Raw genomic sequence first — 12,911 nt, forward strand, 5'->3', positions numbered from 1 at the left:
ACTCATAACAGGGCGACAACATGAACAAATTGGTATTGACGGCCTCGCAAATCAAATCTCTGGCCGAATTTGCGGAAACGGAGGGTCAGCCCTCCTACACGATAACGCATGGCTGCATCCCTGCGTTTGAGGCCGATGGTGGGACGGTATCACCAGAATATAACGGTCTGATTGCCTATTCAGGTTCTGAAAAACACGGTGTGCTGCAACTCGGTACATCCGAGTAACTGAATACCGCGCCTCGCCGCCGGGATAGGCTCCGGCACTGATTGATTATCTGGAGAACTCACATGGCCGCGCCATTTCCTATTGACCCGCACCTGACCGCGATTGCGATTGCATACCGCAACGCATCGCTGATTGCCGACAGCATTCTGCCGCGAGTGCCGGTCGGAAAATCTGAATTCAAATGGTGGGAATATGACCTCACCGACGGATTCACGTTACCGAATACCAACGTTGGCCGCACCTCTCAACCGAACCAGGTTGAGTTCAGCGCTGATGAGAAAACGGCATCAACCAGTGACTATGCACTGGATGCCCCCGTGCCGCAGTCAGATATTGATAACGCGCCGGAAAACTATGATCCGTTGGGGCGTGCGACAGAGCAGGTTTCCGACCTGATTGAACTGGATCGTGAAGTGCGTACCGCCCGGACGGTTTTCTCGGCGAATACCTACTCAGCAGGCAACAAAGAGAACGTCGCCGCAGCAGCGCAATGGGATAAAGCTGACAGTAAACCGATTAAGTCGATTGTGACCGCGCTGGACAAGATGATCATGCGGCCTAATGTTGCCATTTTTGGGCGTGCAACTGCTACGGCGCTGCGTATGAACCCATCCATTGTAAAAGCCTATAACGGCTCAGCGGGCGATGATGGGATGGTTCCGTTGCAATTCCTGCGCGATCTACTGGAGTTGGAAGAAATTCTGGTTGGTTCAGCGTTCGTCAATATCGCGCGGCCAGGTCAGAAACCCCAACTACAGCGCACCTGGGCGAATCATGCCGCGTTCATTTACCGCAACAAACTGGCCAATACCCAGGCGGGAGTCACATTTGGCGTGACGGCACAGTTCGGCAACCGTATTTCCGGCTCTATTCCCGATCAGGATATGGGGATGCGCGGTGGTCAGCGCGTTCGCGTCGGTGAATCGGTCAAAGAACTGATCGTGGCCCCTGACGTCGGCTACTTCTTCCAGAACGCCGTGGCGGCGTAATCCGATGGCCACGAACTGGTATATCTCACTCGCACAACTCGCCGAGCGTCCGGGCGCGGTGGAGTTGTCACAGGTTGCGCAGCAGGTCGGCAAGCCTATCGCCCACCCGGACATTCTCGATGCGGTATTGCGCGGCGAGGAAACCAGCCAGTGGCCAGCCGAGCAGGTTGATGTCGCGCTGATGGCGACGAAACGCATCGGTGATGTGGTTGAAGAAACCCAAACCCTGATCGACGGATATTTGCAACAACGTGGTTACTCGCTGCCATTAGCTAACGTGCTCCCGATTTTGACGTCCTGGGCACGTTCCATTGCCCGTTACAAATTGCACGCCCACCGCATTTCTGATGAGCGCAACGACCCGATTGTGCGTGATTACCGCGATGCGCTGCGGTTTTTACGTGAAGCTGCTGACGGCAAATTCAGTCTCGGCCTCGGCGATACACAAAAGCCGGCAGGCGGTTCACCGCAGGTCACTGGCCCCGGTCGCACGTTCAGCATGGATTCACTGAGGGATTACGGCAAATGAGCAGCGCCCCGTTTGATATCTCCCTCATTGTAGCCCGTCTACAGGCGCTCGACCCGCAGCCGTTTACGACAATCGGAACGGTGGTGGAGTACAGCAAAATCACCGACCTGAACGGGTTTGCAACGCCATCGGCGTATGTGCTGATGGGGCCGGAACAGGGGGAGCCTGGCACGGGGCGTGCACAGGTCGCGTCGATGGTATTCGGCGTGGCGATTGCCGTGCGTAACTACAGCAGTGATGCAGCGCTGGCGCTGGCGCATGAATCCCATCCTCTCATCGGCCAGGTGCGCGATCAGCTCATCGGTTTTCTGCCGTCGAAATTGCATACCACACCCGTTCAGTGGCTGCGCGGCGACGTGCTGGATTATGACGCCGGGACGCTAGTGTGGATGGACACCTTTCAAACCAAACGAGTTATTGGAGGTATGCGATGCCAAAGGTAATGCTCACGGCTCCACACACGCATAACGGTAAGCGTGTTGCAGCAGGTGAAACCATTGAAGTCAGTGACCGCGACGCGGACTGGCTCCGTGAACACGAATTAATTTCCGCGCCCGCCGCCCAATCCGCGCCGGCAGTTAAAAACGTAAAGCAGCAGGAGAATGACGATCATGGCACAGCCTGAAACGTATTTTTATGGCCAAGGGCGAGTCTATCTGGCTAAACGTGACGCCAACGGCAAACCCAAAACGTGGCGCTGGGTCGGTGATGTCTCTGCGTTATCGCTGGCACTGACAGTGGAGAACCTGACACACCGCGAGTCATACAGCGGCCAGCGAGCCACGGTTCGCCGCTTCCCAACCAGTAAGGACGGCACGGTCACGTCAACATGGCATGAATACAGCCCGCAGAATCTGTCGCAAGTGCTGTATGGCGAACACGCGGTGATTCCGGCAGGCACGGTGACGGGGGAGGCGCTCGGTAGCAATATCGCTGTCGGTGATCGTCTGACGCTGGCGCAGCAGAACGTCAGTGATGTTGTGATCGGGACGCTGGTTGCCGGTACTGACTATGAAGTGGATCCGATGTACGGCGCTATCGAGTTTCTGACGGCACAGGCTGGCGCGGTGTCAGTGAATTACAAGTATGAAGGTGGCATCAATACCACGCTGTTTAGCGTTCAGCCCGAAAACCTCGCGTTGCGCTATGAGGGCATCAACTTAGCTGAAGGTGGCGCGGCGGTTATTGTCGAGCTGTACACGCTGGCGTTCGATCCAGTTTCTGCCCTGGCATTAATCAACAATGACACCTCGCTGGCGGCGTTAGAGACCACTGCCGGAGTTCTGTTTGATACAGCCCGCCCTAACGATCCATTGCTGGGCCGTTTTGGTCGCATCATCAACGTTGCGGAGTCGGCATAAATGAGCGAACAGAACAACACGACCAACGAGCTGGAAACGTTGATTTCATCTCGTGAGATCAACATTGCGGGTGAGTCACTGACGGTTCGGGAATACAGCCTGGTGGATTCTCTGACACTGCATGAGCCCATCGCAAAACTGGTCTTGGCGCTGGCTGACGTTATGAAAGATCGTGCGCTGGCGTTCGATGATGTCGAAACGTTGCTGGCACGTCATGCAGACATCATTCCTGTACTGATCGCCCGTTCAGTTAATAAACCTACCGAATGGGCAGCAACGTTAAACGCATCGGAAGGCCAGACATTGATGGACTGGTGGTGGACGGTTAACAAACGTTTTTTTATGACCGCTGCCGTCCGTCGGCTGACAGTGCTGGACGTCAAAAACAACAGACCGTCGGATTCGGCAGCGTCTTCGCAACACTCGTCAGAGCCGGACATAACGCCGAGAGACTCCCGAATTACACCCACCGCCAGTTAACGCTCTATTACAAGGAAGCGCTGCGTCTGCAAGGCCAGGACAGCGCTAACCTGATCCTCGACGTTAACGCCGGATTCGCTGGCGGAGATTCGGCTAAAAGCCGGATTAACACACTCACAAAATAAGTCGTATAGGTGTACCAATGGCCGCAGGCAATGATTTGAATTTAGCGTTACGTATCACTGCCGACCTCAACGAAGCCCGCAGCGCTGTTGGGGAACTGACTGGTGATATCAATCAGGCCAGTGCAGCGGCCAGCAGCGGGAACGCTCAATGGACTGCGATGGTAGCGGCGCAGGACGCTGCCGCTTCTGCGGCTAAACAACATGGGCAGACGCAATCTGCGCTGGCTACTGAAATCGCACGCGTCGGTGCGACAACTCAACAAACCTCATCCAATACAACAAATTATCAGAATGCCGTTTCCCAGGCATACACCGCATCTGAAGCGCTCAAAGACGCAACCAGCGACGTTAATACTGATTTAGCGGCACAACAGACCGCACTGTCCGGGCTGTTGGGGCGTATTGATCCCGTTGTTGGTGCGTATGAACGTTTGGATGAAATGGAGCGCAAGCTCAGTGAATTCAGTGGTTCAGGGTTAATCGGCGGTGACGATCTCGATGAGTACACCGCACGGCTGAACGCGATGCGCGATCAGGTCGAAAAAAATGCGTATGCGGCGAGCGAAGCGGGACGCAAAGAGGCACAGGCTGCCCGCGAGTCAGCGCAAGCTGCACGGGAAGCTGCACAGGTTGAATCCCAGGCCAGAGCCGCCAAAGAAGCGTTTATCGCACGTCTGCGCGAACAAGCCGACACGATGAACATGACCACGGCTGAGCTGCTGGAGTACAAAGCGGCGCAGCTCGGTGTGACGACTGAAGCCGCCCCATTTATTCAGCGACTGACTGACACGTCAGCAGCGATGAATCGCGGCGGTCTCAGCGCTGGCCAGTACGCACAAGCAATGCGTTTTTTGCCCATGCAAATTACCGACGTTGTCACATCACTCGCGTCGGGAATGCCGATTTGGATGGTGGCCATTCAGCAAGGTGGGCAGATTAAAGATTCGTTCGGCGGCATCGGTAACACGTTCCGGGCACTCACCAGTCTGATTACCCCAGCCCGTTTAGCGATGGGCGGTATGGTCGCCGCTATCGCTGCTGTGGGCATCGCTGTTATCAGCGTGATGAATGACCAGGACGCGTTTAACCGCGCCATTGCTCAAACAGGAAACTACGCAGGTGTAACGGCGGGTCAGCTTGAACAGATGGCGCAGAGTGGCGGCGCACTCAATCGCAAATACTCGCAAGTTCGCGACATTCTCACGGGGTTAGTCAGCAGCGGCAAGTTCACCGCTGACACCATAAACAGCGTGTCTCAGGCCGCGTCAGCGATGGCTCAGCTTACCGGACAATCTGCTGATCAGGTTGTCAGTGAGTTTGTGAAAATGTCCGACAGCGTCAGCGACTGGGCAGCTAACAGCAACGACAAATATCATTTTCTGGACACTGCAACATATCAACGTATTCGTTCCTTAGAAGAGCAAGGTAAAACCGAGGAAGCAATTGATGTTGCGTCTGAGGCATACAAAAAGGCTGCAACAACACGTCTGTCCGAACTCGAAAAGGAATTGAATTGGGTTGCTCGCGGCTGGAAAAATATTAAAGGTGCGATGAGTGAAGCTATCGCAGCAGCTAAGGGCGCAGCGTCAGATACATTTGGACTGGATTCAGAAAGTGAGTCTCGTGCCAATCGCATCATTGAATTAAGACAGCGTTTATCTCAGGCGGGAAGCGATGTTGATATCGCATTGCGTGGAAGCGTTTATCAACAGCAGGTAAAAGCAGACAGAGAAGAGCTGGCAGCGTTAGAAAAAAAAGAAGCCGCAGCAAATGCTGTTGCCAAAGCAGAGTCTGATCGTCAAGAAACAGAACGAAAATCTCTGGCTGCATCCCGTGAGCTGGAAAAAACATGGGCAAATAATCGGACTGAGCTTGATAAAGAAGCCGACGCGATTGAAGAAACGCGCAAGCGCTATGAGGCGCTGTGGAAGACGCAAGGTGGCAGCGATACGTTGCGCAGCCGTGGTGTAACGTCAACTGATGGGCAGAACTTCTCTGGTGGCCAGTGGGACGTTGATGTTGCTGCACTCGATACGTCAAACAAGAAAGCACAACAATACAACGACACATTACGCCAAACGATTGAGCAGAAAGGCGCATTGACGCAACTGGAAAAGGTTGAGGCGGAAATTCGGAACGGCTCGTTGTCCGATGCAACAGCGGCAATGCAAGAACAGGCCCGCCAGTTAGCGAGGCAAGCCGACGCGCAAGATGCGCAGATTAAAGCCGCGCGTGCCGCCGCGTCTGAAACTAAACGCAGTGCCGCAGAAAACCAGCGTTTTGTTGATTCACTAGTTCAACAAGCTGCAAAGCAAACGCAGGGAACGGCAGCGACTCGCGCACAAGAAATCGCTACTCGCAATCTGACCGATGAGCAACGCAAGCTTGCTGAAGCTGCAAACGCTGCGCTGAATGCTCGTGAATTCGGTGACAAAAACCTACAACTACAAATCGATTACATGAGGGCATCGGGTGACAGCGCCGGTGCATCCTTGCTAGAGGTTCGCAATCAGTACCAGCAGCTGCGCGACGAGTTTACGGCCAGCGGTAACACAGAGGGTGTGAACTGGCTAGATAAGCTGCTGCCGATGCAGGAAGCGAAAATCCGCACGGATGCACTGAAAAAGGAAATGGAAGACCTGCTGGCGTGGCGTAGTCAGCAGGAAACCAGCATTCAAGCACAAGTCCAGGGCGGATTGTTGACCGAACTTGACGGTCGCCAGCGTCTGATTGAACTGCACACGCAGGTCGGCGCGAAGATTGAAGAGTACCTGCCGAAAATGCGCGAACTGGCGACGCAGCCAGGCGAAGCGGGCGAGAACATTCGCGGGTTAATCAGCACGCTGGAAGGCGAGCTGGGTAAGCTGAAGGAAAGCGGCAACGAGCTGACGGTTGCGTTTAAAGACGGTCTCCAGTCCGGGCTGCAAAGCTCGATCATGGGGCTGGCTAAAGGCACGATGTCGCTCGGCGACGCAGTCGGTAATCTGGCTCTGTCGATTATCAACAGCATGGCGCAGATTGCAGCGCAGCAACTAGCGATGATGGCCACATCGTCCCTGATGGGTAGTGGCGGTGGTGCGGGCGGTGGTGCGGGCGGTATGTTTGCCAGCTTGTTTGCGGCAGAAGGCGGGCACATTCGCGGGCCTGGTACGACGACAAGCGACTCGATCCCCACAATGTTGTCCGATTATGAATTCGTCACGCGAGCTGCGGTGGTTCAGCAGCCAGGCGCTCTGCCGTTCCTACATGCGTTTAACCAGCACGGTATTGCCGCACTAGAAGACTGGGCACCACGCGTTCGTCATGCGACGGGGGGCCTGGCAGGTATCCCTGCCCCCGCATTCAATGTGCCAGCCTCTATTCCTGAACCCGCCGAACGCCAGAGCCGCGTAACAGATTCCGCTCCCCCAACGCTGCAACAGACGCTGGTATTGGATAGCGGAGAGTTGTTTAGCTCAGGTGTGAAAACGTTAGCAGGTAAACGCGAAATGCTGACGTTTGTCCGTGCTAATGCCCCCACGCTGAAACAGATCCTGGGGGTGGAATAGTGATGAACATAATCACATGGCTGGTAGAGCCAAACTGGACGGGCGGCGTAACTGAAACCCTGGAGTGGAAAACCGATGTTCTCCAGTCACCCACAGGGGCAGAACAGCGTATTGCGCGTCGGTTATCTCCGCGCCGTACGTTCGAGTTCAGCATCTTGCTAGCAGACAATGACCGCCAGCGGCTGGAAAACGCCGTGTTCCACGCGGGCGCGGCACGCTGGGCTATGCCCGTATTCTCGGACGTTTATGTGTTGCCGGCAGATATTGCCGCCGGTGGCAATATCATTACGTTAGATACGGTCGGCCGGGACTTTTCAGCAGGCGGAAAACTGTTACTAAAAGACGGGCTGGCCATGAATGCCCGGTCATCATTAATTGATATTGAAAACGTCACATCAGACGGCCTGAATCTGTCCGCGCCGCTGGCTGAACGCTGGCCTGCCGGAGCGACGTTATACCCTGTTCGTCACGCGGTATTGACCGACCCGCCGGATTTCACGCGCTATAACACGTCACTGTCTGCCGCGCAGATCCGTTTTCGCGTTGATGAGCACAACGCCTTCAGCGATGACGTTGCCGCATTACCCGTCTATCGCCAGCATCCTGTTCTGGAACCGGATTCAAACTGGAGCGAATCGGTCACAGGCCAATACCTGCGCCTGTTGCTGGAGTTAGATAACGGCTCTGGGCTAGTTGCCCGGACAGACACCGCGCGACGTTCGTTCGTAATGCAGGCTCATACCTGGATGCCTTTTGGCCGTGATGAACAGTCTGCGTTACGTCGTCTGTTCTATTTTCTGCGCGGTCGTCAGCGTGCCATTTGGGTGTCCAGCCCCAACCACGATTTTTATCCCGTCAGTGGTATGAACGGCAATGTGATCGACGTCGAGAACGCCGGGTTTGCGGATTTCGGCATTGTGCCCGGACGTCGTGACCTGCGTATCCGGCGTACAGACGGCACCTGCTTTTATCGTCGCATCACTGCCGCAAGCGTGTTATCTGGCGCGGTCGAGCGCCTGTTACTGGATGGCTCCGCGCTCAGCCTGGCACTGGACGATATCGAATCGCTTTCTTTTATTACGTTATGCCGCCAAGAGTCAGATTCAGTCGAGTGGCAACACACGACGGATGGCGACGGGGTGGCTAGCGTGAGTACAACATTCAGAGGGATCCGGGATGAGCTGGAATCAGTTTGAACACTCAACGGCGGATGGCCGTCCGGTAACGCTCTATGAGTTCGTCCGGGGCGATGTGCTGTTCTATCGCTACACGAATGCGGACAAAGACATTCATCTGGATACGGTGCAGTGGAAAGCACAGGCAATCAGCGACAGCGGTCTGATCGTTGGTAGCGGGGATAATCTCGACGTGATTGTGCCATCTGATAACCCCGTCGCGAGGCTGTTTCGCGGGGTATCACCATCCCGGCCCGTTCGCATACGTATCTATCGCGTGCATGTTGATGACACTAGCACTGAATTCAAAACGGTGTGGATAGGCACGATTAAAGAAGCTAAACGCGAGGCAATCGACCGGACACGGCTGGTTACTGCAAGTCTGGCATCAACATTTACCCGCGTTGGACTGCGTTTGACGTATGGCCGCGCTTGCCCATATGCGTTGTATGACCACAACTGTAACGTTGACCCCGCTAGTTTCGGCGTGTCTGGTTTTGTCATTGACAGCTTAGATGGTGCAGAAATCACAGTCACGTCGCTACCCGCAGAACTAGAAAATGGTTGGTTTACTGGCGGTTATATTGAGTGGGAAACGGACGGTATTACTGAACGTCGCGGCCTGAAAGTGCAGAACGGCAATCAGCTTGGCGTTATTGGCGGCACGTCGGGGCTATCGGAAGGACTGGCAATTACTCTATTTCCGGGCTGCAACCGGACTATCAGTCAGTGCGCTGAGAAGTTCGCAAACCATCTGAACTATGGTGGCCAACCGCATATGCCTGGCAAGTCGCCATTCACCATCATCAAACTGTTCTAGGAGATAAAGCTATGTGGCTAGCGATAGCTAAGTATGTCGCGATCCTGGTTGCTTCATATCTGTTGAACCAGGCATTAACACCAAAACCTAAAAATAAAACGCCAGATGCCGCCACTGCGGAAGACTGGGAGATGCCGCAGCCAAATGAAGGGACAGCTCAGTGCGTATTTTTTGGCGACTGCTGGACTGAGGATTGGTTTGTTCTCGCCTATGGCAACTATCGCTATGACGCGATTAAGAAATAAGGGGTTCACTATGTTGATTACGATGGAGCATGTACGTGCGGGCGGTGGCTGCGCAGGCGGGCTACGGATGTTTTTCAATCGCTATCAGCTCGACCTGAAAGCGTTCCTGGCTAACGGCGGGATTGATTCTGATGCGTTGCTGGCCACGGGTGATGCTATCGCACTGAATATCGTTCGTTTGGCTGAAGCGCGTACTCAACAGCGTGAGGCTCAGTAGATGGGCGGCGGCGGTAAAGGGTCTAAAAAAGTCACGGTTGGCTATCGCTACTCTTGGGATGTCCAGGCGGGGCTGGGACGTGGCCCGGTCAATGAAATCGTGGCTATCACCGCAGACGATAAAAACGTTTTTGCTGGGACACCCGGCCAAATCAACGGCAACACTTCTCTTTATATCGATAAAGCTAGCCTGTTTGGCGGTGACGATACGGGCGGTGAAGGCGGCATTCAGGGCACGATGGAAGTGATGATGGGTGAGCCGACACAAGAGCCGACCCCGGCATTACGACGCTTACTGACCGGACTTGTCCCCGGTTTTCGCGGATTAGTGACGACGCTGTTTAGCGGACTGGTGAGCTGTTACAGCGCCAGCCCTAAGCCGTGGAAGTACCGCGTTCGCCGCATCGATAAAGGGTGGGACAAGGGCGTTGTCTGGTATCCAGAGAAAGCGCGGATTGTTCTACGTAATGATGATGCCCAGCTCAATACCAATTACCTGTTGAACGATAACTGGCCACCCGTTGTTCTGGATGAACTGGGCCTGCCTGTTCCGCCCCCACCAGGCGAACCGACTCGCGATGAAATTCGGGCTGAAGCTATCGAGTCGATATCTGAAAACCTACGCACCATTCATGCGATGAATCCCGCACACATCCTTATTGAGTGCGGGATGAACCGTGACTGGGGACGTGGACTATCGCTCGATGACGATTTCGACCTGGACAGCTACAAGGTTGCTGCCGACCAGCTCTACGCCGAAAATTTTGGCCTGTGCTTTCGATACAACCGCCAGGACTCACTGGATACGTTCGTGCAACAGATCCTCGACCACATCGGCGCGGCACAATACGGCGATTTAGCAACAGGGAAAATGACTCTGAAGCTGATCCGTGATGACTATAACCCCGCTGATTTACCGCTGTTCACGTATGACAACGGCATTATTGCGGTTCAGGACGATGACAGTGTGAGCACTGACTCGGCTCCGAATGAAATTGTTGTGACATTCCGTGACCCAGTGACGAATACCGATGGCACTGTCAGGGCGCAGAACCTCGGCTCTATTCAGTCAGTCGGCTTGATTTCGAGTTCAACCGAGTACAAAGCTATTCCGACCCAGGAGCTGGCCGCTCGCGTCGCCCAGCGTAATTTAGAAATGGGGGCCGCTGGGTTAACGCGCCTAGTCAACCAGTTTGACCGTCGTGGCGGTGATTTGGCCCCTGCCAGCGTGTTCCGCATTTCTTTGCCCGATCGCGATATCATCAATATGGTGATGCGCGTCAGCAAAATCACAGAGGGCGAAAACGGTGCATTAACTGTTACTACGGTGCAAGACGTTTTTGGCCTGCCCGCGACGTCATACAGCAATGGCCAGCAAGGCAGCGAATGGACGCCGCCTGATGCTTCTTTGCACGCTGTCAGCGATATCCAGTTAATAGAAATCCCGTACATGATACTGGCCGGGACGATGAGCGCGGCAGAACTGGACTATCTGAAACCTGAAGGGGGTTATGTTGGCGTGATGGCCACTGCACCGACCGCTATGTCTGTGAACTATCAGTTGCAGACTCGCGCTGCTGGTGCTGAGTTTGCTGATCGTGGTCTCGGCGACTGGACGCCATCCGGCACGCTGTTAACAGGGATGTCTCGCCAGACGAAAACGATGCATGTATCGATGTCGAGAGTGCCGACAGTCGGTGATGGGGTGATCGTCGGGAATGAGATTATGCGTGTTGATGCCGTGGACGTGGCAAATGAGTTACTGACCATTGGCCGCGCCTGTGGCGATACGCTTCCCGCTGTTCACGCTGCTGGTACACGCGTTCGTCTATACAGAAATGCGATTGAGTCTGACAACGTCGAATACATTACGGGTGAAACCGTTGATGTCCGGCTGCTGACGCGCACCAGTGCTGAAATGCTCGATGCAGCATTGGCACCGATTTGGTCTCGCCCGATGAATCATCGTCAGAATCGCCCGTATCTGCCCGGAAATATTCGCATCAACGATGCGCCATATCCCGTTGTTGTCGCCACGGCCGAAACCTACTCATTAACGTATGCACATCGTGATCGCTTACTGCAAGCCGATAGGCTGATTGACTGTACGGAAGGAAGCATTGGGCCAGAACCGGGCGTGCAATATGTCATTACGTTGACGAACATGGCGACGAACGAGGTGGTTTGGACGCTGACAACAGCTGATAGCACAGTGTCTGTGCCATATCAGTCCGATGATAAAGATATTGACGCCGCTACGCACATTCTGACGCTGTTCAGTACACGCGACGGCACAGAATCGCTGTATCGCTATCAGGCGACATTGCCCGTCGGCGTTTATGTCCCCGAACCGACACCAGAGCCAGAGCCAGAGCCAGAGCCAGAGGGTAGCGTATGAATCAGGAAAACTATTTCTATGGCCAGGGCAAAGTTTATCTCTCTAAACGCGACGCTGACCGCCGCGTTAACTGGCGCTGGATTGGTGACGTCTCATCATTGAATGTGGCGCTGACCTATGAGCAGCAGGTCGGAAAAGTTTCACGCGGCGGAAGCCTGTTGCAATCCCAGCGTCATATCACTGCACGAAATGGCGGCATCACAGCAACGTGGCATGACGTGTCCGCCGATAACCTGGCTATTCTGCTGTACGGCGAACAGTACAAATATCGCCAGAACTGGAACAGTGAGGTATTACCGCAGGGCATCGTGGCAGGAAACCGTATCTGTCTGGATTTTCAGAACGTTCGCTCGGTTGTATTGGACGGTCTGACCGAGGGAATTGATTACACCGTCGATGCAGACTGGGGCGCAATTGATTTCCTGACAACGCCCGCAGAGCAACCCGTTAACGCCAGCTATGACTATGCCAGCCATCAGGCTGTTCCCGTACTGACGTCTACACCAGGCGAGTTCGGGTTGCGCTATGAAAGCATCAATCTAGCAGAGAACAGCGGGAAAACGCTGGTCGAACTCTACCGCCTCAATATCGATCCTGTCGGAATGTTAGAACTGATCAATACAGGCAATAACCTCGTCGGATTAGAAACCACGTCATTAATACTGCCCGATCTGCAAAAGACTCCGTCACGAGAACTGGGCATGTTCGGGCGCATCTCAATGATTAATGACTGGCGCACCATCACGTATAACGACGAAATCGATTTTAACGGCGAACACAATTTCGCTTATTAATTG

General features: G+C 54.5%; 14 protein-coding genes. All 14 read left to right on the plus strand.

Going from position 1 to position 12,911, the window contains the following annotated elements; all coding sequences use genetic code 11:
- Positions 1-20: 20 nt before the first annotated feature.
- On the plus strand, positions 21-227 hold the full coding sequence (locus DUT67_RS14825; protein ID WP_113632166.1) for a hypothetical protein: 207 nt from the start codon (positions 21-23) through the stop codon (positions 225-227).
- A gap of 63 nt (positions 228-290) precedes the next feature.
- Entirely contained in the window at positions 291-1,217 is a 927-nt protein-coding gene (locus DUT67_RS14830; protein WP_113632165.1) for a phage capsid protein, read from the plus strand.
- Between the two features lie 4 nt (positions 1,218-1,221).
- Positions 1,222-1,746, plus strand: coding sequence for a gp436 family protein (locus tag DUT67_RS14835; protein ID WP_113632164.1), 525 nt, complete (start codon positions 1,222-1,224; stop codon positions 1,744-1,746).
- On the plus strand, positions 1,743-2,189 hold the full coding sequence (locus tag DUT67_RS14840) for a hypothetical protein (RefSeq protein WP_113632163.1): 447 nt from the start codon (positions 1,743-1,745) through the stop codon (positions 2,187-2,189). The genes DUT67_RS14835 and DUT67_RS14840 overlap by 4 nt, the downstream gene beginning before the upstream one ends.
- On the plus strand, positions 2,177-2,371 hold the full coding sequence (locus tag DUT67_RS14845) for a hypothetical protein (RefSeq protein WP_145984876.1): 195 nt from the start codon (positions 2,177-2,179) through the stop codon (positions 2,369-2,371). Before DUT67_RS14840 ends, DUT67_RS14845 begins: the two co-directional genes overlap by 13 nt.
- Positions 2,358-3,107, plus strand: coding sequence for a hypothetical protein (locus DUT67_RS14850; protein ID WP_113632161.1), 750 nt, complete (start codon positions 2,358-2,360; stop codon positions 3,105-3,107). The genes DUT67_RS14845 and DUT67_RS14850 overlap by 14 nt, the downstream gene beginning before the upstream one ends.
- Entirely contained in the window at positions 3,108-3,587 is a 480-nt protein-coding gene (locus DUT67_RS14855; protein ID WP_113632160.1) for a DUF6631 family protein, read from the plus strand.
- Between the two features lie 142 nt (positions 3,588-3,729).
- Positions 3,730-7,260, plus strand: a complete 3,531-nt coding sequence (locus DUT67_RS14860; protein ID WP_113632159.1) for a phage tail length tape measure family protein — start codon at positions 3,730-3,732, stop codon at positions 7,258-7,260.
- A 2-nt stretch (positions 7,261-7,262) separates the two neighbouring features.
- Complete coding sequence (locus DUT67_RS14865; RefSeq protein ID WP_113632158.1) at positions 7,263-8,456, plus strand: phage tail protein; 1,194 nt, start codon at positions 7,263-7,265, stop codon at positions 8,454-8,456.
- Entirely contained in the window at positions 8,437-9,255 is an 819-nt protein-coding gene (locus DUT67_RS14870) for a phage BR0599 family protein (protein ID WP_113632157.1), read from the plus strand. Before DUT67_RS14865 ends, DUT67_RS14870 begins: the two co-directional genes overlap by 20 nt.
- An 11-nt stretch (positions 9,256-9,266) precedes the next feature.
- A complete protein-coding gene (locus DUT67_RS14875) occupies positions 9,267-9,500 on the plus strand; it encodes a hypothetical protein (protein ID WP_113632156.1) in 234 nt (77 codons plus the stop codon).
- A gap of 10 nt (positions 9,501-9,510) precedes the next feature.
- The gene (locus tag DUT67_RS14880; RefSeq protein ID WP_113632155.1) at positions 9,511-9,717 is read left to right on the plus strand and encodes a hypothetical protein; all 207 of its coding nucleotides are present in this window, start codon (positions 9,511-9,513) and stop codon (positions 9,715-9,717) included.
- Entirely contained in the window at positions 9,718-12,114 is a 2,397-nt protein-coding gene (locus DUT67_RS14885; protein ID WP_113632154.1) for a hypothetical protein, read from the plus strand.
- Positions 12,111-12,908, plus strand: coding sequence for a hypothetical protein (locus DUT67_RS14890; protein WP_113632153.1), 798 nt, complete (start codon positions 12,111-12,113; stop codon positions 12,906-12,908). Before DUT67_RS14885 ends, DUT67_RS14890 begins: the two co-directional genes overlap by 4 nt.
- The last annotated feature ends 3 nt before the right edge of the window (positions 12,909-12,911 follow it).

Source organism: Pectobacterium peruviense, assembly GCF_003312355.2.
In the GTDB taxonomy this organism is placed as follows: Bacteria; Pseudomonadota; Gammaproteobacteria; order Enterobacterales; family Enterobacteriaceae; genus Pectobacterium; species Pectobacterium peruviense.

What these genes read in the sequence shown, in the direction of transcription:
- DUT67_RS14830 (WP_113632165.1), top strand. Translation starts at nt 291, where the DNA reads ATGGCCGCGCCATTTCCTATTGACCCGCACCTGACCGCGATTGCGATT.
- DUT67_RS14870 (WP_113632157.1), top strand. Translation starts at nt 8,437, where the DNA reads ATGAGCTGGAATCAGTTTGAACACTCAACGGCGGATGGCCGTCCGGTA.
- DUT67_RS14850 (WP_113632161.1), top strand. Translation starts at nt 2,358, where the DNA reads ATGGCACAGCCTGAAACGTATTTTTATGGCCAAGGGCGAGTCTATCTG.
- DUT67_RS14835 (WP_113632164.1), top strand. Translation starts at nt 1,222, where the DNA reads ATGGCCACGAACTGGTATATCTCACTCGCACAACTCGCCGAGCGTCCG.
- DUT67_RS14865 (WP_113632158.1), top strand. Translation starts at nt 7,263, where the DNA reads ATGAACATAATCACATGGCTGGTAGAGCCAAACTGGACGGGCGGCGTA.
- DUT67_RS14890 (WP_113632153.1), top strand. Translation starts at nt 12,111, where the DNA reads ATGAATCAGGAAAACTATTTCTATGGCCAGGGCAAAGTTTATCTCTCT.
- DUT67_RS14875 (WP_113632156.1), top strand. Translation starts at nt 9,267, where the DNA reads ATGTGGCTAGCGATAGCTAAGTATGTCGCGATCCTGGTTGCTTCATAT.
- DUT67_RS14825 (WP_113632166.1), top strand. Translation starts at nt 21, where the DNA reads ATGAACAAATTGGTATTGACGGCCTCGCAAATCAAATCTCTGGCCGAA.
- DUT67_RS14880 (WP_113632155.1), top strand. Translation starts at nt 9,511, where the DNA reads ATGTTGATTACGATGGAGCATGTACGTGCGGGCGGTGGCTGCGCAGGC.
- DUT67_RS14845 (WP_145984876.1), top strand. Translation starts at nt 2,177, where the DNA reads ATGCCAAAGGTAATGCTCACGGCTCCACACACGCATAACGGTAAGCGT.
- DUT67_RS14840 (WP_113632163.1), top strand. Translation starts at nt 1,743, where the DNA reads ATGAGCAGCGCCCCGTTTGATATCTCCCTCATTGTAGCCCGTCTACAG.
- DUT67_RS14860 (WP_113632159.1), top strand. Translation starts at nt 3,730, where the DNA reads ATGGCCGCAGGCAATGATTTGAATTTAGCGTTACGTATCACTGCCGAC.
- DUT67_RS14885 (WP_113632154.1), top strand. Translation starts at nt 9,718, where the DNA reads ATGGGCGGCGGCGGTAAAGGGTCTAAAAAAGTCACGGTTGGCTATCGC.
- DUT67_RS14855 (WP_113632160.1), top strand. Translation starts at nt 3,108, where the DNA reads ATGAGCGAACAGAACAACACGACCAACGAGCTGGAAACGTTGATTTCA.